Genomic DNA, 23,336 nt, shown 5'->3' with positions numbered 1-23,336 from the left:
CGGAGGAAAAGCATGCACACCACGCCGAACGCCGAACTGGATCGCCGTATCAACGCGGCCATTTCGCGTCAGTTAGCGCCGCCTCCGGCCTCGCTGACGCTGACGGATGCGGCATTACTGGCGCACTGTGCCATCGATGCCGCCAACAACGCCAATGTGCCCATTGTTTTTAGCCTGGTGGATGCCCATGGCCTGCAGCGTTACTTCTTTAGTCAGGATAACGCCCTGCTCATCAGCCATACGCTGGCCACGCAAAAGGCATGGACCGCCGTGGCGCTCAGGATGCCGACCCACCGGCTCGCGGCCGACGTATTGCCTGGCGCCAGCCTGTATGGCTTGTCGCATACGCAAGGTCTGTGCTGCTTTGGCGGTGGGCTCCCCTGCTGGTCCGCCGGCGTACTGCTCGGCGGTATCGGCATCAGCGGCGGGAGCGTCGAGGTAGATATCGCGATTGCCACGCAAACCCTGGCGCACTTCAGCCGCGAGCATTTTTTGCTCACACCATTCCATGAATCTCTCTAAAAAAACGAATACAGACAGGGGTCATCATGTCGTCAGCATCACTGGTTCTGGTCATTAACTGTGGTTCATCTTCCCTTAAGTTCTCCGTCATCCCGCGTAATCAGGAGACCCCGGTGCTCTCCGGGCTGGCCGAAAAGCTGGGGCTACGCGAAGCCGGCATCACCTTTAAAGATGCGCAAGGGAAGACGACCCGCGGGTTGCCTGACGGCGCCAGCCATACCTGCGCGCTGGAGGCGCTGTTCGCCCGGCTCGCAGAGCAGGCGCTGCTGCCGCAGGTATGCGCCATCGGTCATCGGGTGGCGCACGGCGGGAATGATTTCAAACACTCGGTGCGGCTCACGGCGCCGGTGATCGAGCGTATCCGCGAATTATCGGCGCTGGCGCCGCTGCACAATCCCGCCAACCTGATCGGCATTGAAGCCGCCATGGCGCTGTTACCCGAGCTGCCGCAGGTGGCGGTGTTTGATACCGCCTTTCATCAGACGCTCCCGCCGGAGGCCTATACCTATGCCATCCCGCTGGAGTATTTACACCAGCATCAGGTCAGACGCTATGGCTTTCATGGCACCTCCCATCGCTTTATCGCCGCCGAAGCCGTCGAGCGCCTGGGTCTTAACCCCACCAACCACGGTCTACTTATTGCCCATCTCGGCAATGGCTCGTCGGTCTGTGCGGTGAAAAACGGGCAGAGTGTCGACACCTCGATGGGCATGACGCCGCTTGAAGGACTGGTGATGGGAACGCGCTGCGGCGACCTGGATTTTGGTGCAGCGGCCTATATTGCCCGCTGCACCGGCCAGACTATCGAATCACTTTACAAGATGGTCAATAACGAAGCGGGATTGTTCGGTCTGTCGGGTCTTTCCAGCGATTGCCGCACGTTACAAGAGGCGCGCGGCAACGGCGATCCCCGGGCCTCCCTCGCCATTGATGTCATGGTTCACCGGCTTGCCCGCCACCTTGGCGCCCATCTTGCCTCGCTGCATCGCTTTGATGCACTGATCTTTACCGGCGGCATCGGGGAGAACTCGGCGCTGATCCGGGAGCTTACCGCCGAGCGGCTGGCGATATTTGGCGTGCAGCTCGACGCCGCGCGCAATGCGCAAATGTTTGCCGGCCGACAGGGCATTATCTCGCGCCCCGGCTCACCGATTGTGGCGGTCATTGCCACCAATGAAGAGCGGATGATTGCCGAGGATGCGGCCGCGCTTGCCCCTTTGCTGGAAGGTGCCGCCTGAACGCGTCCTCAAGGTAGTCATGTGGAGAGGATTTTATTGTCCAGCTGAAAACGGGAAAACAAGAAAGTCTCTCTGCCGGGCAAAACATTTTGTCTCAGGCGCAATAACATCGTAGTGCATGAATTTATTAAGTCTATGAACTCAACCTTTATCGGTTAATTCATAACTTGCTTTTACTCTCACCTGGAAATATTGAGGTCGTTATGCAACAAGAAGCATTAGGTATGGTTGAAACAAAAGGTCTGGTTTCCGCAATTGAAGCCGCAGATACCATGGTGAAATCCGCTAACGTCACCCTGGTTGGTTACGAAAAAATTGGTTCCGGGTTGGTTACCGTAATGGTTCGCGGCGACGTCGGCGCGGTCAAAGCGGCAACGGACGCAGGCTCAGCGGCAGCAGGAAAAGTTGGTGAGCTGGTCTCTGTACATGTGATTCCGCGCCCGCATATTGAAGTGGAAAAAATCCTGCCGAAAGCTGTCAGTTAATAAAGCCAGAGGATACCGACCATGAGAGATAATCTTGTTGAGCAGATTATATCTGAAGTAATGCACAAACAGACTGATGATCGCGCAAATAATAAAACGCCGGCCAGCTTTATCGGTTGCGGTTTAACTGAATTTGTCGGAACGGCCCTCGGGCATACCATTGGATTAGTGATTGCCAATGTCGATCATCAATTACATGAAGTCATGAATATCGACAAGAAATATCGCTCTATCGGTATTCTTGGCGCCCGGACCGGGGCCGGCCCGCATATATTTGCCGCGGATGAGGCCATTAAAGCCACTAACAGTGAAATTCTCTCTATTGAGCTGGCTCGCGATACCGAGGGCGGCGGTGGGCATGGTTGCCTGATCATTTTCGGCGCCACCGATGTCTCCGATGTTCGCCGCGCGGTTGAAGTCGCGTTGGGCGAAATTCAGCGCACCATGGGCGATGTTTATGGCTCACCGGCCGGTCACCTGGAGTTCCAGTACACCGCCCGCGCCAGCAGCGCGCTCAATAAAGCCTTCGGTGCCCCGTTGGGTAAATCTTTCGGCCTGACCTGCGCTTCACCGGCGGCGATTGGCGTGGTGGTCGCCGACGCCGCGGCAAAAGCCGCCGTCATCGAGCCGGTGGGTTACGCCAGCCCGGCGCACGGCACCAGCTTCAGTAACGAAGTGATCTTCACGTTTGCCGGTGATTCCGGCGCGGTACGTCAGGCGGTCATCGCCGCCAGAGACGTCGGGAAACAGCTGCTGGCTACGCTCGACCCGGCGCCCATCAAATCGACCACGACGCCGTACATTTGATGGTGGCACCCACGAGCGAAGCGAAGTAAGGAAGATACAGCATGAACGATCTTGATATTACTCAGGCCGTCTCCCGCGTGCTGAGTAAATATACGAAAACGACGGCGCCAGCGCCCGAACAGCATGCGCCGGCAGCCGCCACACCGCTCGATCGCGGCAGCATCGACGCGATTGTGGCCAGCGTACTGGCAAGCCAGGCCGGAGCCGCAACCGCCGCCCCTGTCGACGGGAACGCCGGTGACGGTGTTTTTGCCACCATGGATGCCGCGATTACTGCGGCGCAGCAGGCGTATATCCAGTATCGCCACTGCTCAATGCAGGATCGCGCCCGCTTTGTTGACGGCATTCGCCAGTTTTTCCTGCAGGAAGAGATTTTGCACGCGCTCTCGACCATGGCGGTGGAAGAGACCGGAATGGGAAATTATGCCGACAAGATGGTGAAAAACCGCGTTGCCGCGCAAAAAACTCCGGGGGTTGAAGATCTCATCACCGCCGCCATCAGCGGTGATGGCGGCCTGACGCTGACCGAATACTCCGCCTATGGCGTCATTGGTTCGATCACCCCGACCACCAATCCGACCGAGACCATTATCAACAATACCCTCGGTATGCTGGCCGCCGGCAACGCCGTGGTCTTTAGCCCGCATCCGCGTTCGCGTCAGGTGTCGTTGTACTGCGTCACGTTAATCAATCAACAGCTGGCCCGGCTCGGCGCCCCCGCCAGTCTGGTGGTCACGGTCGCCAGCCCGTCGATTGACAACACCAATGCCTTAATCGGCGACGCGCGTATCAATATGCTGGTCGCCACCGGCGGACCGGCGATAGTGAAAACCGTGATGTCGTCCGGCAAAAAAGCGATTGGCGCCGGCGCCGGCAATCCTCCCGTTGTGGTTGATGAAACCGCCAATATCGAGAAAGCCGCCCGCGATATCATTAACGGCTGCAGCTTCGATAACAACCTCCCCTGCGTGGCGGAAAAAGAGGTCATTGTCGTCAATGAAGTGGCGGACTATCTCATCCACTGCATGAAAAAAAGCGGCGCCTGGCTGCTGTGCGACAAACAACATATTCAGCAGCTACAGGCGCTGGTGCTGAATGAAAAAGGAAACGGCCCGAGTACCGCACTGGTAGGGAAAGATGCGCGCTACATTCTGCAGCAAATCGGTATCAGCGTGCCGGAGGAGATCAAAGTTATCCTGATTGAAACCGAACGTGATCATCCATTCGTGGTGCACGAACTGATGATGCCGGTTTTGCCGGTGGTCAGAGTGGAAAACGTCGATGAAGCGATCGATCTGGCGGTGAAGGTTGAACATGGTCATCGTCACACGGCGATGATGCACTCTACCAACGTTGAAAAACTGACCAAAATGGCGCGGCTGATCCAGACCACTATTTTTGTGAAAAATGGCCCGTCGTATGCCGGATTAGGCGTTGGCGGCGAAGGACATACCACATTTACCATTGCCGGGCCGACCGGTGAAGGGCTGACCTCGGCACGCTCCTACGCCAGGCACCGTCGCTGCGTGATGGTTGAAGCGCTCAATATTCGTTGACTGAAGCAGGATGGCTGACTCGATCATGAAAAAACGCATTATCAACGCGCCAACGCCGGAAACGCTCGCCATGCTGAAAAGGCGAATGCCCGCGGAATCTCGCAACCGGCTGGAAAGCATCCGCATTGACGCTATCGGGTTGATTATGTTGCCGATACCAGATCTGTACTTTTACGCCGATCTGGCAAGTAAAAGCGCACATGTTGCGGTATCGGAGATCTTTGGCAGCTGTCCGCAGCATATCACGACGCTGGCGCTGTTCGGCGAGATCGCCGCAGTGAATGAGGCCATGCGTATTATTGAGGATGATGACAGTACGTTCTGAGAGTTCGCTTATGAAAAGAATTTTGCTTCTGGCAGGCGATTTCTCTGAAGACTATGAAGTCATGGTGCCATGGCAGGCATTAAGCATGTTAGGTTTCAGAGTGGATGTGGTGTGCCCCGGAAAACGCTGCGGGGAATATATAAAGACCGCGATTCATGATTTTGAAGGCGATCAAACCTACAGCGAAAAACCGGGGCATCTGTTCCGCTTAACCGCCTCTTTTGATGAAGTCAGGGTACAGGAATATTGTGGAATATATCTTGCCGGCGGCCGTGCTCCGGAATATTTACGACTGAACCGGATGGTATTAAATATCATCCATTGTGCGAATAACATTGCGCTACCGATTGCCGCTATATGTCATGGACCACAAATTCTGGTTGCTGCCGGCATATTAAAAGGTAAAACGCTGACGGGATATTTCACCTTAAAGCCTGAAGTTGAAATGGCTGGCGGTATCTGGGTGAGCGCCGCGGACCACGAGGCGGTACATGACGGCAATCTTGTTACCGCGACGACCTGGATGGCGCACCCGGAAATATTACGTCAATTTATTAGTTTAATCGGCAGCAACACTATTAGCTAGCGTACCCGGCACTACCGTCAGGTAAAAAAACTCAGGTGTGGTAATCCCCCACGCTTATATCATTTCGGGAGTTATTGTATGTTAGAGAAAGGCTTTACTCATCCGACCGATCGTGTAGTAAGACTCAAAAATATGATTCTGCATGCTAAACCGTATGTAGAATCTGAACGTGCGGTGCTGGCAACCGAGGCATATAAAGAGAATGAACAGCTTCCCGCTATTATGCGTCGGGCAAAAGTCGTTGAGAAAATATTTAACGAGCTGCCGGTCACTATTCGCCCTGACGAGTTAATCGTCGGCGCCGTCACTATTAATCCACGTTCAACAGAAATTTGTCCTGAATTCTCTTATGACTGGGTCGAAAAAGAGTTCGACACTATGGCCCACCGTGTCGCCGACCCGTTCATTATTGAGAAAAAAACCGCCGATGAACTCCACCAGGCCTTTAAATACTGGCCGGGTAAAACCACCAGTTCGCTCGCCGCCTCCTATATGTCCGAAGGGACAAAAGAGAGCATGAGCAACGGCGTTTTCACCGTCGGCAACTACTTCTTTGGCGGTATCGGACACGTCAGCGTCGATTATGGCAAGGTCCTGAAAATCGGCTTTCGCGGGATCATCGATGAAGTGACCCGCGCGCTGGAGAACCTCGATCGCAGTACCTCCGATTACATCAAAAAAGAGCAGTTCTACAACGCCGTTATTCTGAGCTATCAGGCGGCAATCAATTTCGCCCATCGCTACGCGCAGGAAGCCTCGCGCCTTGCCCGTGAAGAGCGCGACCCAACCCGTCAGCGCGAGCTGGAACAGATTGCCAGCAACTGTACCCGCGTGCCGGAATACGGCGCGACAACCTTCTGGGAAGCCTGCCAGACCTTCTGGTTTATTCAGAGCATGCTGCAGATTGAATCCAGCGGCCACTCGATTTCTCCCGGCCGTTTCGACCAGTACATGTATCCGTATCTGGCGGCGGATACCGCCATCAGCAGCGAATTTGCCCAGGAGCTGGTGGACTGCTGCTGGATCAAGCTTAACGATATCAACAAAACTCGCGATGAGATTTCGGCCCAGGCCTTCGCCGGCTATGCCGTCTTCCAGAACCTGTGCGTGGGCGGTCAGACCGAAGACGGCCGTGATGCCACCAACCCATTAACCTACATGTGCATGGAAGCCACGGCCCACGTACGTTTGCCGCAGCCCTCTTTCTCAATTCGCGTCTGGCAAGGCACGCCGGATGAGTTTCTCTATCGCGCCTGCGAGCTGGTCCGTCTGGGGCTTGGCGTACCGGCGATGTACAACGATGAAGTGATCATCCCGGCGCTGCAAAACCGCGGCGTCTCGCTGCATGACGCCCGCGACTATTGCATCATCGGCTGTGTGGAGCCGCAGGCGCCGCATCGCACCGAAGGCTGGCACGACGCGGCGTTCTTCAACGTCGCGAAGGTCCTGGAAATTACCCTTAACAACGGCCGCTCAGGAAACAAACAGCTTGGCCCGATGACCGGCGAGATGACCCAGTACGCCGGCATGGATGACTTCTATGCCGCCTTCAAAAAACAGATGGCGCACTTTGTGCACCAGCTGGTCGAAGCGTGCAACAGCGTCGACATCGCCCACGGCGAACGCTGCCCTCTGCCGTTCCTGTCCGCGCTGGTAGATGACTGCATTGGCCGAGGAAAATCCCTGCAGGAGGGCGGCGCGATTTACAACTTTACCGGCCCGCAGGCGTTCGGCATTGCCGATACCGGCGACTCCGTCTACGCCATCCAAAAACAGGTGTTTGAGGATCGCCGCCTGACGCTTCAGGAACTGAAGGGCGCGCTGGACGCCAACTTCGGCTACCCGGTCGGCGGCAACCCGCGTAGCGCGGCGGCAAAATCCTCTCTCGGCGAGCAGGATATCTATGAAGTGGTCAAACGCATTATCGACCGCCACGGCTCGTTGAACCCGGCAGAGATTAAAAATGAAGTCTATCGCCAGCTCGCCAGCGTCACTCCGGCGCCGTCGGCAGGAAATCCGCGTTATGAAGAGATTCGCCATATTCTGGAAAATTCGCCGTGTTTTGGTAACGACATCGACGACGTGGATCTTGTCGCCCGCCAATGCGCGCTGATCTACTGTCAGGAAGTGGAGAAGTATACCAACCCACGCGGCGGACGTTTCCAGGCCGGTATCTACCCGGTGTCGGCGAACGTGCTGTTTGGTAAAGACGTGAGCGCCCTGCCGGACGGTCGCCTGGCGAAAGAGCCGCTTGCCGACGGCGTATCGCCGCGCCAGGGCAAAGATACCCTCGGCCCGACCGCCGCAGCGAACTCGGTAGCCAAACTGGATCACTTTATCGCCTCGAACGGGACGCTCTACAACCAGAAATTCCTGCCCTCCTCACTGGCGGGGGAAAAGGGTCTGCGAAACTTTGGCGGTCTGGTGCGTAACTACTTCGATAAGAAAGGGATGCACGTACAGTTTAACGTTATCGATCGCAACACGTTGCTGGAGGCGCAGAAAAACCCACAGCAGCACCAGGACCTGGTGGTTCGCGTTGCGGGCTATAGCGCGCAGTTCGTGGTACTGGCGAAAGAAGTCCAGGATGACATCATCAGCCGCACCGAACAGCAATTCTGATTTTGCCTGACCTGCCAGGGCCATACGGTAACGTATGGCCCTTTATCAGACCCGATTTTAGCGGCTGACTTGCTGTTGCCTGGTGGTCGCTTTTTTGACGAGTGATGTTATGAACAGAGTCGAATACGATACCGAAGGCGTGTTATTCAATATTCAACGCTACTCCCTGCATGATGGCCCCGGCATCCGCACGATCCCGTTTTTTAAAGGCTGTCCGCTGGCCTGTAAGTGGTGCAGCAACCCGGAATCACAGCGCCCACAGCCCGAGTTAATCTATAAAAAAAGCGACTGTATCCGCTGCGGAAAATGCGTGGAGGTCTGTCAGCAGCAGGCGCTCTCTGCTGGCAATCCGTTCTTTATCGACCGCGAACGCTGTATTCAGTGCGGTAAATGCACCGCGGTCTGCCCGACTCAGGCGCTGGAAATGAAAGGCAAACGCATGACCGTCAGCGACGTGATACGTGAGCTGCAGAAAGAGGAAAACTTATTTCGGCGCTCCGGCGGCGGAATTACCCTCTCAGGCGGTGAGCCGCTGGCGCAGCCGGTGTTTGCGCGCGAGCTCCTGAAAGCCTGTAAAGCCAAAGGCTGGCACACGGCAATGGAAACGACGGGAATGACAAGCAAAGCGGTGATTGAGGACGTCTTTCCGTGGGTCGATCTGGCATTGACGGATATTAAGGCCGTTAACCCGACCATTCATCAACTTAATACGGGTGTGGATAACCGCACGATTCTGGAAAATCTGATTCGGATCTCCTTTATCACTCACGTTATTGTGCGCATCCCGGTGATTCCCGGCGTTAACGACAGCCCGGAGGAGATTCGCAGCATTGCTGAATTTGCCCGCCTGATGTCCGGGGTGGACACCATTCATCTACTGCCTTATCACACCTTTGGCGAAAATAAATATACCCTGCTGGGCCGCATTTATCCCATGGGCGATGCCGGCTCACGCTCAGAAGACAACATGGCCAGCCTGAAAAAAATCGTTGAATCGATGGGATTTCATTGCCATATCGGCGGCTAATCCCGACAACACAAAAAATGATTTCGCGCTCTTATCCCTTGTACCCCAATCGTTAAGAGATGGCATAGCGCATCGCTTAATACAGGAAAAAAACTATGAGTGACTCTCGTGAATCAGTAACCGGACAATGTATTGCAGAATTTCTTGGTACCGGATTGTTTATGTTTTTCGGCACCAGCGTGCTGTGTGCGGCAAAACTGGCTGGCGCCAGCTTCGGTCTTTGGGAAATCTGTATTGTATGGGGGCTGGGTATTGCGCTGGCGGTCTACCTGACGGCAGGGATCTCCGGCGCTCATCTTAACCCGGCGGTCACCATCGCCTTATGGATGTTCGCCCGCTTTGAGGCGAAGAAAGTGGCGCCTTATATCCTGGCGCAGATGGCCGGCGCATTTTGCGGCGCCGCCCTGACCTATCTGCTGTACCACAATCTGTTCGCCGACTATGAACAGGCCCACCAGATGGTGCGCGGCAGTCAGGACAGCCTGTATCTGGCCAGCATTTTTTCGACCTATCCGGCGGCAAGCATCAGCGTCTGGCTCGCGGCGCTGGTGGAAATTGTCATTACCTCGATGCTGATTGGCTTGATTATGGCGCTGACCGACGATGGCAACGGTGTGCCCAAAGGGCCACTTGCACCGCTGCTGATCGGCCTGCTGGTGGCAGTCATCGGTGCGGCGACCGCCCCGCTAACCGGATTTGCCATGAACCCGGCTCGTGATTTTGGTCCAAAACTGTTTACGTTTCTGAACGGCTGGGGCTCCGTCGCCATGACCGGAGGCAGAGAGATTCCCTACTTCCTCGTGCCTTTGATTGCGCCGGTCATCGGCGGAATCCTGGGCGCGGCTATCTACCGCTACGGTATCGGGCGCCATCTCCCCGCCGCCAAACCCGCCGCGGAGACGGCGAGTCATCCGCTGTCCTGATTGACCCAACGTGCGCGCACTCCGCCAGCGCAACACACGGCGGCGGAGTGCGCCGCAAACGCCCCTTTTCAGCTCGTGTCACCAGCGGTCCCTCCCCAGGCATCCCCATCCGATTCTTAGCTGCGTATCCGGGCAGAGCCCGGTTGCTCTGCCACCTCTCACCGCCGTTTCCTGACGCGCAGCAACAAAAAAGCCACCCGCAGGTGGCTTAGCTGCAACGACAGCGGCTAGCGCCGGGTGTTCTTCGCCCGGGTTCGCGCCGTTTTTTTCTCCTCCTGAATGGCCTGAACCGTCGGCTCATTCTGAGGCTCAGCCTCTTCGCGCACCGGCTCGACCGGCGCCGGGTCGCGCTCCGCCGCCGGCGATTCCGGCGATGCAACGCCCGGGCTCTCTTCGAACGCCAGACAGGAAGCGGTCTGCGCGGGAGACGTAATATTGACCACCGCTATCGTCGCGTCAGGGATCTCCGCTGCGGCAGGAAGGCATTCGGCGGCAGGCGCTACCGGTTCAGGAGGCGTGCCGTATGTTTGTGATGAGGCAATCAGACTATCAATGCCGGTTGCGGTACGCGCAATGACTTTCCAGGCATAGACCTGCCCGACCCGGCTCGCGGCGGCCACCCCGGCGGAGACGGCGGCGTTCATGGCGCCAACCTCACCGGTTAATTTGATGGTCACCAGCCCGCCGCCCTTGGTTAGCTCATATCCAACCAGTTCGACATTCGCCGATTTTATTGCGGCATCAGCGGCCTCTACCGCCACCGTTAAGCCAACGGTTTCAATTAAGCCTAAGCTCTGCCCGGACATATCTCTCTCCTGTTATTTTTCATGCAAGGGGGCACACACCGACGCGCACAGCTGACCGGCGGCATCGTCACGCAACCGCGGCGCCTTATCAGTGCGTTCCCAGGGGAAGACTTCCCGACCAAAATGGCCGTAGCAGGCCGTCTGGCGATAGCGCGGCGCCAGCAAATCAAGCTGGCGGATAATGCCATAAACGCTGAGGTCAAAATGACGGTCGACCAGCTGCGTCAGCTGGTGCGCCGACAGACGGGAAGTCCCAAAGGTATTGATGGCAACCGAAACCGGTCGGGAAAGGCCGATGGCCCAGGCCAGCTGAACTTCGCATCGCGTCGCGAGCCCCGCGGCAACAATATTTTTCGCCACGTAGCGCGCGGCATAGGCCGCCGAACGATCGACCTTCGAAGGATCTTTCCCGGAAAACGCTCCACCGCCGTGGCGCGCGGCGCCGCCATAGGTATCGACAATGATTTTGCGCCCGGTCAGGCCGCAATCCGCAGCGGGCCCACCGTTGATAAACGGCCCCGCAGGATTAATCAGCAGCCGGGTGGCGGGGGTCAGCCAGCGTGCCGGAATAACCGGTTTAATTATCTCTTCCATCACCGCTTCACGCAGCGTCGCCAGCGGAAAGTCGGCGCGATGTTGCGTGGAGACCACGATGGTGTCGGCATGATCGATCCGTCCGTCGCCATAACGCAGCGTCACCTGGCTCTTGGCATCCGGTAATAACCCATCCAGCTGGCGCGTTTTACGCAGCTGCGCCTGGCGCGCCATCAGCCGGTGGGCGTAGAGAATGGGAGCAGGCATGAGCTGCGGCGTTTCATCGCACGCATAGCCGAAGGTTATTCCCTGATCGCCGGCCCCCAACGAGGCCGGGTCGCGGGCGCGGATGCCGCGAGCGATATCGTCAGATTGCCTGCCCAGCATGCTGATGACCGCACAGGTTGCGGCATCAAAACCTTTCGACGAATGGTCGTAGCCGACAGATTTCACCGTCGCCCGCACAATCTGCTCAAGGTCGATACTGGCATCGGTCGATATTTCCCCGGCCACAATCACCGCCCCGGTTTTTACCAGGCATTCGCAGGCCACTTTGGCCCACGGATCTTTGAGTAAACAGGCATCAAGAATGGCGTCAGAAATCTGGTCCGCCATCTTATCCGGGTGCCCTTCGGCAACGGATTCAGAAGTAAAGAGGTATTCATCCACGGCAGGGCCACTGTATAAAGAATCGTGTCCCATCTTAGCGGCGCGCGATGCGGCGACGAGTAAACAATCTTGCCGGGATAGCGGACTTTCTTGCGCTTACGCCGGAGTAAGCGCAAGAAAGACCGGGTGACGATCAGCCCGCTTCGGGCGAGGCGAGGCGGCGATAATCGGATGGCGCAATGCCGGTCTCTTTCTTGAAGATCCGACAAAAATAGTTCGCATCCTGCCAGGAGAGTTCCAGCGCAATGGTATTCACTTTTAGATCGCTGTATTGCAAAAGAGACCTGGCGATATTGATTTTTCGGCTGGTAATGTAACTGGAGAATCCGCTGCCGGTACTCTTTTTAAACGCCCGACTCAGATAGCACGGACTGACGAAAGCCTCCGCGGCGATATCATCCAGCGTCATGTTGTTAAGCAGGTTTTTTTCAATATGGAAACGGGCTCTGGCGACAAAATCCATGCTGCCGCTGGCGCTTTTAAACAGCTGCTCAAAGATAGCGTGGCTGAGATTGAACAACCCCACCATCACCGGCCAGTAGCGGCCGACGCCCAGACCGTGCTGATGAATGCTGTGGATCAGATCGGTAATTTTTTGCCGACACGGGATATACTTATCGCTGAGCCCGGCAAGATGCTGCAGGAGCAATTCCAGCACGTCGGTCAACCTCTTCGCCCCATCGTTATCAGACATGGGTTGCGCGCAGGCCGCATCAAGAATACCGAACAACCAGGTGTGCCAGCCGGGATAATCACAGCCGCCCATCAGATCGCTTATCGTCTGCCGCTGCTCCCGCGTCGCGACGGCCCCCTGTTCATCCACCAGCAAGGTTTTGCGGATCGTATCGCTGAGAATACTCTGCTTAACCGGTTTTAGCAGATAGTCATCCACTTTCAGGCTCAGCATATGACGCACAATGTCAAAGTCATCGTTTGCCGTGGTGACGATCACTTTGGTTTGTGTATTTTTCGACTTGAGATACTCAATAACCTGATTGCCATTGGGGAGCGGAATGTTGATATCCACCAGCATCATATCGATTTGATTAAGTTCATCGATAAGCTGAATCGCCTTTTTCCCGGTCGACGCCTCATGAATGACAGAGTTCTCCACGCAGCGAGAGACAATCCGCTTGAGCGATTCCGACTCAATATACTCATCTTCGACAATAACAATGTTATACATTCTCACACTCCAGACTCAGCGGGCGCCATCGGGAACCGCAGTTTTACCGTGGTGCCGAGCATCGGCTTATGGGGACTGGCGATCTGCAAACCATAGTTTTCACCAAATAACAGCTGCAGGCGATTGTTGATATTATTAATGCCGATCCCGCCTTTCTGTCGATTCTGGTTGCCAGAGAGAATATGTTCAATATCCTCGGGTGAAATACCATCTCCGTTATCGGCTATCTCGATAATCACATCTTTACCATCATCGGTAGCCCGCAGAATTATGTGACTTTTGGTTTCACGCGGCTCGACAACATAATTAAAAAAGTTCTCCACCAGCGGCTGAAGAATTAAAAAAGGACAAACCGTTTCATTATATTTTTCAGGAATATCGCAAACATAGTCAAAACGCTCATTCATTCTGACTTTTTGAATGGCCATATAGCAATTGACATAATTCATTTCGCGGCCAAGGGTAATCAGACCATTGTTATTTTTGCGCAACAAATAACGCATCATATCGGAAAAGTCATGCACCATTGTTTCCGTACGGCTGGCATCTTCAAGAAACGCCAGCCGACCGATCGTATTCAGCACGTTAAACAAAAAGTGGGGGTTAATCTGGTAAGAAAGCGCCTTAAACTCGGCCTCATGTAATGAACGTTCGATCTCCACGCGTTTACGCAGTTCGCCGGTGAGCTCCTGCTCTTTTTGCCGCAGCTCACGCTGGATGTTGTTGGCATGGGCCTGCTCGACCAGATATGAGGCAACGTGCAGCAGCGTGTAGGCCGTCGATTCAAAGCGGTCGTAGGGCATGCGCGGCGTATTTTCATGCAGATTAATCAGCCAGGGATTTTCTTGCCACAGATGATTATTGTCGAGGATATAGGGAATCGTTTGCTCTTTCTCCGCTTCGACTTTGACCTGTCCCGAAATAAACGCGCCGAGGTAATGACCATTAATCATAATGGGTACCGCAAATTCGACAAAACCACAGTAACAGCGATAAACCACCGGCTCGCCGGCGAGCATTGCCGCCCGTCCTCCGGCGCTATCGCTGTCATAGCAGTGGCGGGCAAGGGTGGCATTCATTCTTGATCGGGCGCAAAAATCAGAAAAACCGCTCGCCTGGGTGACCGGAATACCGTCCTGATCGACCACCACCAGCGCAATCATCATCGATTGACTAAAATTGTCCTGCAGCGTTTGCAACCGGTCAACATCAAGAAATTCGTGTAATTTGTATTTATTTTTCATGATATCCACCACGTCAGGTCAAATGCTGCTAAACCATACCCTATTTAGGGTTTTAAAATAATGAAACCGCTCACAAACAAAAAATGAGTTGTATGAGAAATGTTAATGCGGTGATTATATTGCTTCTGTTTTTATTATATTAATTAACATTCCTCGGCGAGCGATAATATAACCCGGGCACAACCAAGTGCAAATAAACAGAGGTGCTCGCTAACCGGCTCCTGTTCAGACGATTAAATTAAACAGCGCTACGAAATTGTTCTTTGGCCAATATCCGTTATCGATGGCTGTAAAAGCCCACGCCGTGGCGTGGACTTTTACAGGATGACCGCTCGGGAAGCTCCGTCGCGGAAGTCTATCCTTTGGCAAAATTGGCCTGAATACGCTGCTGCAGATAGGCCTCCGCGGTAATCGGCGGGTATTTCGCCTGCGGCCCGAGGATCTCGACATCCTTATTGGCCTGACAGAAAAACGCCAGGCTATAGCGCGGTCCCTGATACTCATGGGCAAGCGGGCTTCTCACCCGGTGGAAGTTAGAGGGTAGCTGGTCGTCGCTCCAGCGCATCAGCATATCGCCGATATTGCAGGTGATCACCTCCTCGCGCGGCTCAATGCTGGTCCACTGCTGGCTCTCGCGGTCCTTACCCGGACACACCTGCAGCCCGCCCTGCCCCGGGCGCTGGAATAACAGCGTCAGACAGTCAAAATCCGTATGGGCGCCGGCGCGCCACATCCCCTGCTGCGCCTGGTGGCTGGCGTAGTAGTGCAGCATGCGCAATGTGCTCTGGTAGGTTTCACGATCCGGATCGTGAGCGGTGGTAAAAAACGACTCCGTAAACCCCAGCTTTAAGGCAAAGCAGGACAGCAGCTTCATCCCCAGCTGCCAGCACCGCGATTCAAACTCCAGCATCGTCTTTTTGAACGCCGGCAGCTGCTGGTCGCTGGGCCATAGCCCCGCCATCAGCGGACGGGTGATCTGGTACGACTCTTTTTGATCCGGCGTCTTCGTCGACGGCCGGACCTGCGCCTTGCTTTCCCACCCGGCATTGCGGGCCAACGGATACTGCCCCTTCACCTCATCGGGCAGGGCGAAAAACGCCTCGGTCATGCTGAACGCCTGGCGGATATCCGCCAGCGGAATACCGTGGTGGCTAACCTGGAAGAAGCCAATCTCCACTGCCGCCTCCCATAGCTGATCGGCAATCTCACTTTTCCTTTCCTCAAAATTTGCGAGATCGATGCAGCGGACTTCGCGGGTAAACGTCTCTTCCCCCGGCGCGCCCATCAGCGCTTCTTTCTCCAGTTCCTGTAATGCATAGCCCTGATTCTGAATGGATTGCGTCATTATGATTGTCCTGTATTGGGTTTAAACAGCCGCACGCTGTTGTAGGGTTCGTACCGCCGCCAGCGCGTCGCGGCGCATGGCCTCAAGATCCAGACCGGGAATCACATCTTCCTCAACGATCGGCCGCCCATTGAGCAGCAACGCTTTCAGCGAGGCCCGACCGCCGCAGGCCACCGGGCCAATCGCGATATCGTGCAGCCCGAAGTAGCGCGGATCGTCGAGGCGATAAATCGCTAAATCCGCCTGCATCCCGACGCTGATAGCGCCGCACTGCGGCAAGCCGAGGATGCGCGCGCCGCCTGCGCTTCCCCAGCGCACCACATCCTCGACCGTGGCGGCGTCGGCGCCGCCCTCAAAGGTGCCGCCGGCGTAGCGCGGCTGCGCCTGCATGCCTTTACGCGCCCGCTGCAGCAACCACGCGGCGTGGGCCTCGCTTTGCATATCCGCCGCTTCATTGGAGGCGGCGCCGTCCACCCCCAGCGATACCGGCACCCCGGCCTTTTCCAGCGCCAGCAGATCGGCAATCCCGCTTCCCAGCCGCCCGTTGCTTTGCGGACAATGGGCGATGCCGGTGCCGGTTTGCCCAAGCAGCGCGATCTCTTCCGGCAGCAGCTTCACCAGATGCGCAAACCACACGTCATTCCCCAGCCAGTCATGCTCGGCGCAGAACTGAACCGGCGTCATGGCAAACTTCTCCCGCGCGGCATCCAGATAATCCACGGTTTCCGACAGATGGCTGTGCAGCCGAATGCCCAGGTGACGAGCCAGTTTGGCCATCTCCCGCAGCTGGGCGCCCGGCGCCGAATGCAGCACGGTGGTGGGCGCCATCACCACCCGCCGCAGGGAGCCGGCGCCAGGGTGGTGATAGCGTTTGACCAACCGTTCAATATCCGCCATATAGCCATCGAAGGTTTCGGGACGCAGCGCGACCGGCAGATCCCGCTCAACGGCCCGCCCCTGGGTAGCGCCTCCGCGACACAGAACAATGCGCATGCCCAGCGCCTCGCCCTCGCTAAACACAATCTCCGAGGTATCGAAGGGCATATCGGGCCAGTATAAATAGTTGTGATCCGCGACGGTGGCGCAGCCCGATCGCAGCAGCTCCACCAGCCCGATGCGCACCGCCAGACGAAAAGTGTGCTCATCGAACGCGGCGCGAAAACGGTATGGCGTGGCGCTCAGCCATGCCGTCAGGCTCTGATTCAGCCCCTGAGGTTCCCCCTTTAACAGCGACTGAAAAAGATGGTGATGCGTATTCACCCATGCCGGATAGACCACGCAGTCCCGGGCATCGATCTGCCGCTCCTCCGGCAGCGCCGCCAGCGAACCAATGGCGGCGATAACGCCATCGCGGATACGGATATCCGGCCCGGCCAGCCGCGCAGCGTCCCCCGGGAGACCGCTGAGGATGGCATGCGCGTTTTTAATCAATAATGACATGGCGTCGCTCCTCAGGGTTTAACCTGCATAGCCTGCACAAACTCAGTGGTATAGGCCTGCTTCCAGTCGGTCGCGGCATCCAGCAGGTTGGCGCTGACCATAAAATCACGGGTCTTCCGCCAGCGCGTTTCCGTCATCGTTCCCCAACCCTCGGTAGCGGCGTCGCCGCCATCAATCAGGTGATGCTGGCGGATTTGCGTGACGGCCCAGGCCAGCAGATCGTCGGTCATTTTGGGGTTATCTTGTTTAATCAACGCATTTCCCGGGGCCGGATTGTTCAGGTAGCTCACCCAGCCTTCCATCGACGCGCGGACAAACTTCGCCATCGCCGCTTTGCGATCGGCGATGGTTTCCGGGCGGGCAATCATAATGCCGCCGTAGGGGGGATAGCCGTGTTCGGAAAACAGGAAGAAGTTCGCTTTCACCCCCGCCTTTTGCACCTGGAAAACCTCGGAGCTGACGTAGGCCTGCTGGGCGACGTTGTTATCCGCGACAAAGGGTTGAATATTGAAGGTGTAGGGTCGGGCCTGGGCATCATTCAGTTGATAGTGCCCCTTCAGCCACGGCCACCACGTCGCCTGGCCGGAGCTGGAGACCAGAATGGTTTTCCCTTTCAGCCCCTCCAGCGAGCTAACATCGGCGTGGGTCAGCAGCCCCTGGGGATCATACTGAAAGGGGGCGGCAATGGCTTTGGCCTGGAATCCCCGCTGAATGCCTTCCAGCAGCTGCAGATCGTAGCCGATAATGACGTCAGCCCGTTTTGATAACAGCAGCTGCATGCCGTTAACCTGGGGGCCGCCGGAGCGAATGTCGACATCCAGACCATATTTTTTGTAGATCCCCGTTGCCTGGGCCTGATAATAGCCGCCCTGCTCCGCCTGGGCGTACCAGGAGGTCAGCAGAACAATTTTATCCTCGGCCTGAACGGCCAGAGACAGACCGCTCAGGGCAACCAGGCCCAGCACACGGTAGCCCCAGGGAATGCGTGAACGTATTTTCATTGCCCCTCTCCTCATAACGCCGGGAAAGAGGACGAGCGGACAACGGCTCAGCCTCCCACCCCGGTCAACATTGAACCGCGAAATGGTTACTGAGCAATGTCCCGTACGGATAAACCGCACTGACCGCTTATACTCATGTTCAGTTATACAAAAACTGTGCCAGGGGCGATCGGCATACCTCATCCCCGGCGCCCCGCCAGAATCGCGCGTCGTCGGCGACGCCCTCTCATGCAACCTTTGATTCACTAACACACAAAACGCACCATAATGGTGCGTTCGTGGAATGTTTTAGTGCCTGCGGGTCAAATCTGGCTGAAGAGGATTTCCAGCTGCTTGAGCATCATGGAGGCGGCAAGCGACAGCTGCCGGGCGGGGGAGACGCACAGCGCCAGGGTGAAGGGTTTAAGCTGCGGATCGGTCAACGGAATAAACGCCAGCTGACCGGACTGAATCTCATCCAGAATATCCAGGCGACACAAAATACCGATGCCCATCTGCTCTTTGATCAGGGTTCTTATCATGTGAATGTTATTAGAAACAGCCACTTCCCTAACCTCATTGCCGCTGATATTCACCAGCGCCTCCACCGGCTCGCCGATCATCAGCGGCGCGGAAGGAATGATAAACGGGTACTCGATGCACTGATTAAACCGCACGGCGCTACGGCTTTCCAGCGGGTGGCCCTTAGGCACCACGATCCCGAGATTCATTTCGGCAAAGGCCCGGACCTGCAGTTCACGGGAACTTTGGGGGTTGAGCATGATACCAAAATCCGCCTCGCCCGAGATCAGCGCCTGCTGGATGTTGATATTGTTCATGGTGGTTAATGTAAAAGAAATGTTGGGATAATGGTTATGCACCTCCTTCAGCATCGCCGAAAAGAAATGCCGGTTAATGGCATCGATAGTGGCGATGCGCACATGCCCGCGCCGCAGCCCGCGCAGGTCATCCAGCTGCTCGCACACCCGGGTAAAGTCCTTTTTCCAGTTATTTGCCGCATGCAGCAGCAGCTCCCCGGCGGCCGTCAGGCGCAGCCCCGTAGGATGGCGCTCGAATAGCGGCATCGCCAGCTCATTTTCGACGCGCAAAATCTGACGATCGATGGAAGACGCCGAGACGTGCAGCGCCTCTGACGCTTTACGAAACGACCCCTGGCGGGCCACTTCGGTGAAATACAGCAGAAAACGGGAGAATGCAAACATGGTCTGGGTGCTCTCTTTTTTGCAACGGGTTGTGCGAATCAAAGCTCTGGACGCAACAGTTTTATCACAATACCGTAGCATTCATAGCGGAGAAACAATCGTTTCACCAATTAACTCGCATACCGGACAGCCTACGGCGCAGGGCGTTTTCTCCCTTCGCTGACTCAGGCCGCCCTGCTGACAGCTTAATATGGGAGGGCAAAGGTTAATGAAAGACGGCGATCTGATTCCTGTATCGGTCAAGGAAATAAGCCCAAACGGGCTGGGTAATCTGTCATTAAAATTCATTCCCGAAGACGGAAAAATATTCCCCGGCTATTCTGCGGGTGCCCATATCGATATTATGATTCCCGGCATCGGCCCACGGCAGTATTCCCTCTGCGGGATGCCTGACCAGCGGCAAAGTTATGAAATTTGCGTCAAGCTGGGCGCGGTTTCCTCCGGCGGCTCCCGCTATCTGCACCATGAGCTTAAACCCGGCGACCGACTCTCCATCTCCCGCCCGCGCAACCATTTTCCGCTGCCGGCGGCCAGGCGCTACCTGCTGCTGGCCGGCGGTATCGGCATGACCCCGCTGCTGGCAATGGCGGAAGAGATAGCACGGCAACAGCTTGATTTTGAAATTCATTATTATGTCGCCACCGCGCGGCACGTGGCCTTTGCCGCGCGGCTGGAGCAGCTCTCTGCGGCGGGAAATGTCGTTATCCATTGCAGCGACGAGGGCGACTCTTTGCGCCGGGAGATCCCCGCCTGTTTAACCGCGGCGGAAATCGATACTGCGGTGATTGCCTGCGGCCCGGACGGCTTTATTCAGCGGCTACAGGATACGATGCCAATATATGGCTGGCAGGCCGCGCAATTCTTTTTTGAGCGCTTTACTCCGGTCGAGCGGAATAATGAAGCGGAGAATAACAGTTTTTATATTGAGCTGGCATCAAGCGGCCAGCGCCTGCAGGTTGCGCCGGAACAAACCATCGCCGAGGTATTATTGCACGCCAGAGTCGAGGTTATGCTCTCCTGCGAACAGGGGATCTGCGGCTCCTGCATTACCGACGTTATCGACGGCATTCCTGAACACCGGGATTGCGTCCTGACGGCGGAAGAAAAAGCCAGCAATAGTCAGATTACCCTGTGCTGTTCGCGGGCGAAAACGCCGGTTCTGGTTCTCGACCTGTGAGGAGAGCGACGATGCACATTCCCTCCCCCCACATGCCGCTTGCTGGCGTCAGCAACGCCCGCCTTCCGGCATGGGCGCTGCCTGCGGATTGGCCGACGCAGCATAACGGTACGCCGCTGAGCGCGGACCTGACCTTTGCCGACGGGCGAATCGCGACGATATCGCCCTCCGGCCAACCGAATCACGGCTTATGGGATCTCGGCGGAGCGCTGGCGCTGCCCGGCCTTGTCGAACCCCACGCCCATCTGGATAAGACCTATACCCTTGAACGCTGCCGTCCGTCGGAACCCGGTCTGCTGGCCGCCATTCGCGCCATGCATGAGGATCGCCGGCACTGGACCGCGCAGGATCTCCAGCGCCGCGCGTCCGCCGCGCTGGCGCGGGCGGCGGCCAATGGCGTCACGCATTTGCGCACCCATATTGACTGGTTCACCGCCGACGCGCCTGACGCCTGGCGGGAGATCGCCCGCCTGGCGCATCCCGGCGTCAGCCTGGAGCGGGTGGCGCTGGTGCCGCTGGGACTGTTTGCCGACCCGGCCGCCGCGGAGGCCATTGCGCAGGCGGTAGCCGAAGGCGGCGAGGGCTGTTTACTCGGCGGGTTTGTCCACTCCTCCAACTGGGATCCCGCGGCCATGGAAAACCTGCTGCGCAGCGCGGCCCGCTGGCGGCTGGATCTGGATCTGCATATCGATGAGGAGCTCAACGACCATCCCCGGGGGCTGGCCTGGCTGGCGGAGTCCCTCTCCCGCCATGCTTTTCCTGGACACATTTGCTGCAGCCACGGCTGCGCCCTCGCCAGCGGCAGCGAGGAGCAGGCGGAGAAGATCCTGCGCCAGCTGGCGGCGCACTCCGTCACCCTTATCGCCCTGCCGATGACCAACCTGCTGCTACAGGATGCGGTGACTGGCCGCACGCCGCGCCAGCGGGGGATCACGCTGCTTCAGGAGGCCCGCTCTGCCGGCGTTGCCACCCTGCTCGGCTGCGACAATGTGCAGGACGCTTTCTGCCCGGCGGGGAGCTATGACCCGCTGGATACCCTGGCCTGCGGCCTGTTCAGCGCCCAGCTCAGCGACGTTTTCGACCGGCAGTCGCGGCTGATTTGCGACCGGGCGGCGTTAACCGCTGCGCCGGAGGAGGCCACGCCTTTCGCCGTCGGCAACGCGGCCACGCTGGTGATTTTCCCGGGTAGCGACAGGTTTACCTGGCCTTTAAACAGCGCAGCTCGTCTGGTGGTTAACCGCGGCCGGTTAACCCACCAGCGGGTGTGGCAACAGGAGATGACGTATGAGTCTTGAAGCAGGCGCGGGCGCTCCGCTGGCGCGGTATGCCGCCTGGCGCAGAGCCGGCGATTTTATTTTTCTTTCCGGCATTATCCCGGTCAACCCGCTGAACGGCACCATCGTCAACGGCTTTCAGGATGTGCCGGAGGAGGTGCGGGAGCTGCTGGGGGAAACGGGCGAGTTTTCGACGGATGCGAAACAGGGGCCGATCCTGGCCCAGAGCTGGTACGTGCTGGAAAGCATCCGCCGGACCGTGGAATCCGCGGGTGGGCAGATGAGCGACGTCATCAAACTGGTGCAGTACTTTCGCAATCTTGACCATTTTCCCTATTACAGCCGGGTAAGGAAGCTGTTTTACCCCGGCCAACCGCCGGTTTCGACCGTGGTGCAGGTCAGCGAAATGCTGCCCGACGCCACGGTGCTTATTGAAGTTGAAGCGACGGTCTGGTTACCCCAATAATTCTCGACCCAGAGGCACAGCGATGATCAACGGTTATATTCCTGCAGAGCGCTTTCTCCCTTTTCTGAGCTGGACGGCGATTGCCGACCTGCCGGACAAAAGCAATACGGTTATCGTGCTCCCCACCGGCGCGATTGAGCAACACGGTCCGCATCTGCCCTGTTCCGTGGACAGCGTGATCTCTTCCGGCGTCGCGGGCCATGCCCTCGCCCGGCTGCCGGCGGATATCCCGGCCTACGCCATCCCGCCGATCACCTACGGTAAGTCCGACGAGCATCTGCATTTTCCCGGCACCCTGACCCTGAGCGGCGACACGCTGCTGCACACTCTCCTCGAGATAGCCGAATCCCTGTATCGGGCCGGCTTTCGCAAGCTGCTGATGATCAACGGTCACGGCGGACAGCCGCAGGTCCTGCAGATGGCCTCCCGGGAAATGCGCCTGCGTCACGGCGATATGATCCTCATCCCGCACGACGTGTTCAACGTCCCCAACAGCGAAAAACAGTTTCTCAGCCCTCAGGAACAGAAAATGGCGATGCACGCGGGCCATAGCGAAACGGCGTTGATGCTGGCCCTTGCGCCGGAGTGCGTTCATATGGCGCGCGCCGTCGCCAACTTTCCGCCGCCGTTCCCCTGCCCGACCCTGTCGAAAGGCCGTCCCGCGGCGGCCTGGGCCTCCTACGACTTTGGCCCCAGCGGCGTTATCGGCGACCCGACCCCCGCCACTCTGGAGCAGGGCCAGGGGCTGCTCGAATCCCTGGCCGTCAGCTGGGCGCAGGCGATTAGCGAAATCCACCGCATGGAGTGGGTCGTCCGTCACGAACCAAGCTGGGGAAAACACCACTGGAACGGCTTTGTGCAGTCCACCCCTTCCTCTTCCGTTGCTGAGTAAAAGGAACTC

21 protein-coding genes and 1 pseudogene are annotated in these 23,336 nt (G+C 57.3%); 14 read left to right on the top strand and 8 right to left on the bottom strand.

Translation table 11 applies throughout. From position 1 onward, the window contains the following. The first annotated feature begins 12 nt into the window (after window positions 1–12). The 10 genes from GRPL_RS11350 to GRPL_RS11395 all read left to right on the top strand — a co-directional run bounded on the left by GRPL_RS11350 (window position 13) and on the right by GRPL_RS11395 (window position 10,091). A complete protein-coding gene (locus tag GRPL_RS11350) occupies window positions 13–522 on the top strand; it encodes a GlcG/HbpS family heme-binding protein (protein ID WP_032699435.1) in 510 nt (169 codons plus the stop codon). A 26-nt stretch (window positions 523–548) separates the two neighbouring features. Further along, entirely contained in the window at window positions 549–1,760 is a 1,212-nt protein-coding gene (tdcD, locus tag GRPL_RS11355) for a propionate kinase (RefSeq protein ID WP_032687083.1), read from the top strand. Between the two features lie 203 nt (window positions 1,761–1,963). After that, window positions 1,964–2,245, top strand: coding sequence for a propanediol utilization system shell hexameric protein GrpH (gene grpH / locus GRPL_RS11360; protein ID WP_004863596.1), 282 nt, complete (start codon window positions 1,964–1,966; stop codon window positions 2,243–2,245). A 21-nt stretch (window positions 2,246–2,266) separates the two neighbouring features. After that, complete coding sequence (gene pduB, locus GRPL_RS11365) at window positions 2,267–3,052, top strand: propanediol utilization microcompartment protein PduB (RefSeq protein WP_032687082.1); 786 nt, start codon at window positions 2,267–2,269, stop codon at window positions 3,050–3,052. Window positions 3,053–3,093: 41 nt separating this feature from the next. Further along, window positions 3,094–4,608, top strand: a complete 1,515-nt coding sequence (locus tag GRPL_RS11370; protein WP_032699433.1) for an aldehyde dehydrogenase family protein — start codon at window positions 3,094–3,096, stop codon at window positions 4,606–4,608. Window positions 4,609–4,633: 25 nt separating this feature from the next. Then, window positions 4,634–4,933: a hypothetical protein gene (locus GRPL_RS11375; protein WP_032687080.1), complete on the top strand. Its 300-nt coding sequence runs from the start codon at window positions 4,634–4,636 to the stop codon at window positions 4,931–4,933. Between the two features lie 10 nt (window positions 4,934–4,943). After that, window positions 4,944–5,519, top strand: a complete 576-nt coding sequence (locus GRPL_RS11380; protein WP_032687079.1) for a DJ-1/PfpI family protein — start codon at window positions 4,944–4,946, stop codon at window positions 5,517–5,519. A 78-nt stretch (window positions 5,520–5,597) separates the two neighbouring features. After that, on the top strand, window positions 5,598–8,141 hold the full coding sequence (grpM, locus tag GRPL_RS11385) for a glycyl radical diol dehydratase GrpM (protein ID WP_032699431.1): 2,544 nt from the start codon (window positions 5,598–5,600) through the stop codon (window positions 8,139–8,141). Window positions 8,142–8,250: 109 nt separating this feature from the next. After that, entirely contained in the window at window positions 8,251–9,168 is a 918-nt protein-coding gene (locus tag GRPL_RS11390; protein ID WP_032699430.1) for a glycyl-radical enzyme activating protein, read from the top strand. A 95-nt stretch (window positions 9,169–9,263) separates the two neighbouring features. Continuing rightward, window positions 9,264–10,091 (top strand): MIP/aquaporin family protein, encoded by an 828-nt coding sequence (locus tag GRPL_RS11395; protein ID WP_032687076.1) that lies wholly within the window; start codon window positions 9,264–9,266, stop codon window positions 10,089–10,091. Between the two features lie 539 nt (window positions 10,092–10,630). On the opposite strand, the pseudogene GRPL_RS28575 reads toward GRPL_RS11395, so the two are convergent. The 8 genes and pseudogenes from GRPL_RS28575 to GRPL_RS11435 form a co-directional block, all read right to left on the bottom strand. Next, window positions 10,631–10,897 (bottom strand): annotated as a pseudogene (locus GRPL_RS28575) (BMC domain-containing protein); the annotation flags it as partial. A gap of 12 nt (window positions 10,898–10,909) precedes the next feature. Continuing rightward, window positions 10,910–12,133, bottom strand: coding sequence for a methionine adenosyltransferase (gene metK, locus GRPL_RS11405; RefSeq protein ID WP_133959813.1), 1,224 nt, complete (start codon window positions 12,131–12,133; stop codon window positions 10,910–10,912). 100 nt (window positions 12,134–12,233) lie between these two features. Next, window positions 12,234–13,286: a helix-turn-helix domain-containing protein gene (locus tag GRPL_RS11410; RefSeq protein WP_032687074.1), complete on the bottom strand. Its 1,053-nt coding sequence runs from the start codon at window positions 13,284–13,286 to the stop codon at window positions 12,234–12,236. A 2-nt stretch (window positions 13,287–13,288) separates the two neighbouring features. Next, window positions 13,289–14,530, bottom strand: a complete 1,242-nt coding sequence (locus tag GRPL_RS11415; RefSeq protein WP_179275581.1) for a sensor histidine kinase — start codon at window positions 14,528–14,530, stop codon at window positions 13,289–13,291. Window positions 14,531–14,885: 355 nt separating this feature from the next. Further along, on the bottom strand, window positions 14,886–15,875 hold the full coding sequence (locus tag GRPL_RS11420; RefSeq protein WP_032699427.1) for an isopenicillin N synthase family dioxygenase: 990 nt from the start codon (window positions 15,873–15,875) through the stop codon (window positions 14,886–14,888). Window positions 15,876–15,896: 21 nt separating this feature from the next. Continuing rightward, the gene (locus GRPL_RS11425; protein WP_032695228.1) at window positions 15,897–17,315 is read right to left on the bottom strand and encodes an amidohydrolase family protein; all 1,419 of its coding nucleotides are present in this window, start codon (window positions 17,313–17,315) and stop codon (window positions 15,897–15,899) included. 11 nt (window positions 17,316–17,326) lie between these two features. Then, window positions 17,327–18,316, bottom strand: a complete 990-nt coding sequence (locus GRPL_RS11430; protein ID WP_032687071.1) for an ABC transporter substrate-binding protein — start codon at window positions 18,314–18,316, stop codon at window positions 17,327–17,329. 302 nt (window positions 18,317–18,618) lie between these two features. Beyond that, complete coding sequence (locus GRPL_RS11435) at window positions 18,619–19,518, bottom strand: LysR family transcriptional regulator (protein WP_032695229.1); 900 nt, start codon at window positions 19,516–19,518, stop codon at window positions 18,619–18,621. Window positions 19,519–19,726: 208 nt separating this feature from the next. Here GRPL_RS11435 and GRPL_RS11440 point away from each other — a divergent pair, with 208 nt between their 5' ends. From GRPL_RS11440 to GRPL_RS11455, 4 genes are read left to right on the top strand one after another with little or no spacing between them, the layout of a single operon-like run. Continuing rightward, window positions 19,727–20,695, top strand: coding sequence for a PDR/VanB family oxidoreductase (locus GRPL_RS11440; RefSeq protein WP_032687069.1), 969 nt, complete (start codon window positions 19,727–19,729; stop codon window positions 20,693–20,695). 11 nt (window positions 20,696–20,706) lie between these two features. Beyond that, window positions 20,707–21,990 carry an amidohydrolase family protein gene (locus tag GRPL_RS11445; RefSeq protein ID WP_032699426.1) on the top strand — a complete coding sequence of 428 codons (1,284 nt, stop codon included), beginning with the start codon at window positions 20,707–20,709 and terminating at the stop codon, window positions 21,988–21,990. After that, window positions 21,980–22,435 (top strand): RidA family protein, encoded by a 456-nt coding sequence (locus GRPL_RS11450; protein ID WP_032687067.1) that lies wholly within the window; start codon window positions 21,980–21,982, stop codon window positions 22,433–22,435. The genes GRPL_RS11445 and GRPL_RS11450 overlap by 11 nt, the downstream gene beginning before the upstream one ends. Before the next feature lie 22 nt (window positions 22,436–22,457). Next, a complete protein-coding gene (locus tag GRPL_RS11455; RefSeq protein ID WP_032695233.1) occupies window positions 22,458–23,327 on the top strand; it encodes a creatininase family protein in 870 nt (289 codons plus the stop codon). Window positions 23,328–23,336 lie beyond the last annotated feature (9 nt).

Origin of the sequence: Klebsiella planticola ATCC 33531, assembly GCF_000735435.1 — a bacterium.
GTDB lineage: Bacteria > Pseudomonadota > Gammaproteobacteria > Enterobacterales > Enterobacteriaceae > Klebsiella > Klebsiella planticola.
This window is presented reverse-complemented; position numbering and strand designations above follow the sequence as displayed.

Bases quoted from the DNA above. Each gene is read 5' to 3' on its own strand.
- GRPL_RS11350 (WP_032699435.1), top strand. From the start codon at position 13: ATGCACACCACGCCGAACGCCGAACTGGATCGCCGTATCAACGCGGCC.
- tdcD (WP_032687083.1), top strand. From the start codon at position 549: ATGTCGTCAGCATCACTGGTTCTGGTCATTAACTGTGGTTCATCTTCC.
- grpH (WP_004863596.1), top strand. From the start codon at position 1,964: ATGCAACAAGAAGCATTAGGTATGGTTGAAACAAAAGGTCTGGTTTCC.
- pduB (WP_032687082.1), top strand. From the start codon at position 2,267: ATGAGAGATAATCTTGTTGAGCAGATTATATCTGAAGTAATGCACAAA.
- GRPL_RS11370 (WP_032699433.1), top strand. From the start codon at position 3,094: ATGAACGATCTTGATATTACTCAGGCCGTCTCCCGCGTGCTGAGTAAA.
- GRPL_RS11375 (WP_032687080.1), top strand. From the start codon at position 4,634: ATGAAAAAACGCATTATCAACGCGCCAACGCCGGAAACGCTCGCCATG.
- GRPL_RS11380 (WP_032687079.1), top strand. From the start codon at position 4,944: ATGAAAAGAATTTTGCTTCTGGCAGGCGATTTCTCTGAAGACTATGAA.
- grpM (WP_032699431.1), top strand. From the start codon at position 5,598: ATGTTAGAGAAAGGCTTTACTCATCCGACCGATCGTGTAGTAAGACTC.
- GRPL_RS11390 (WP_032699430.1), top strand. From the start codon at position 8,251: ATGAACAGAGTCGAATACGATACCGAAGGCGTGTTATTCAATATTCAA.
- GRPL_RS11395 (WP_032687076.1), top strand. From the start codon at position 9,264: ATGAGTGACTCTCGTGAATCAGTAACCGGACAATGTATTGCAGAATTT.
- metK (WP_133959813.1), bottom strand. From the start codon at position 12,133: ATGGGACACGATTCTTTATACAGTGGCCCTGCCGTGGATGAATACCTC.
- GRPL_RS11410 (WP_032687074.1), bottom strand. From the start codon at position 13,286: ATGTATAACATTGTTATTGTCGAAGATGAGTATATTGAGTCGGAATCG.
- GRPL_RS11415 (WP_179275581.1), bottom strand. From the start codon at position 14,530: ATGAAAAATAAATACAAATTACACGAATTTCTTGATGTTGACCGGTTG.
- GRPL_RS11420 (WP_032699427.1), bottom strand. From the start codon at position 15,875: ATGACGCAATCCATTCAGAATCAGGGCTATGCATTACAGGAACTGGAG.
- GRPL_RS11425 (WP_032695228.1), bottom strand. From the start codon at position 17,315: ATGTCATTATTGATTAAAAACGCGCATGCCATCCTCAGCGGTCTCCCG.
- GRPL_RS11430 (WP_032687071.1), bottom strand. From the start codon at position 18,316: ATGAAAATACGTTCACGCATTCCCTGGGGCTACCGTGTGCTGGGCCTG.
- GRPL_RS11435 (WP_032695229.1), bottom strand. From the start codon at position 19,518: ATGTTTGCATTCTCCCGTTTTCTGCTGTATTTCACCGAAGTGGCCCGC.
- GRPL_RS11440 (WP_032687069.1), top strand. From the start codon at position 19,727: ATGAAAGACGGCGATCTGATTCCTGTATCGGTCAAGGAAATAAGCCCA.
- GRPL_RS11445 (WP_032699426.1), top strand. From the start codon at position 20,707: ATGCACATTCCCTCCCCCCACATGCCGCTTGCTGGCGTCAGCAACGCC.
- GRPL_RS11450 (WP_032687067.1), top strand. From the start codon at position 21,980: ATGAGTCTTGAAGCAGGCGCGGGCGCTCCGCTGGCGCGGTATGCCGCC.
- GRPL_RS11455 (WP_032695233.1), top strand. From the start codon at position 22,458: ATGATCAACGGTTATATTCCTGCAGAGCGCTTTCTCCCTTTTCTGAGC.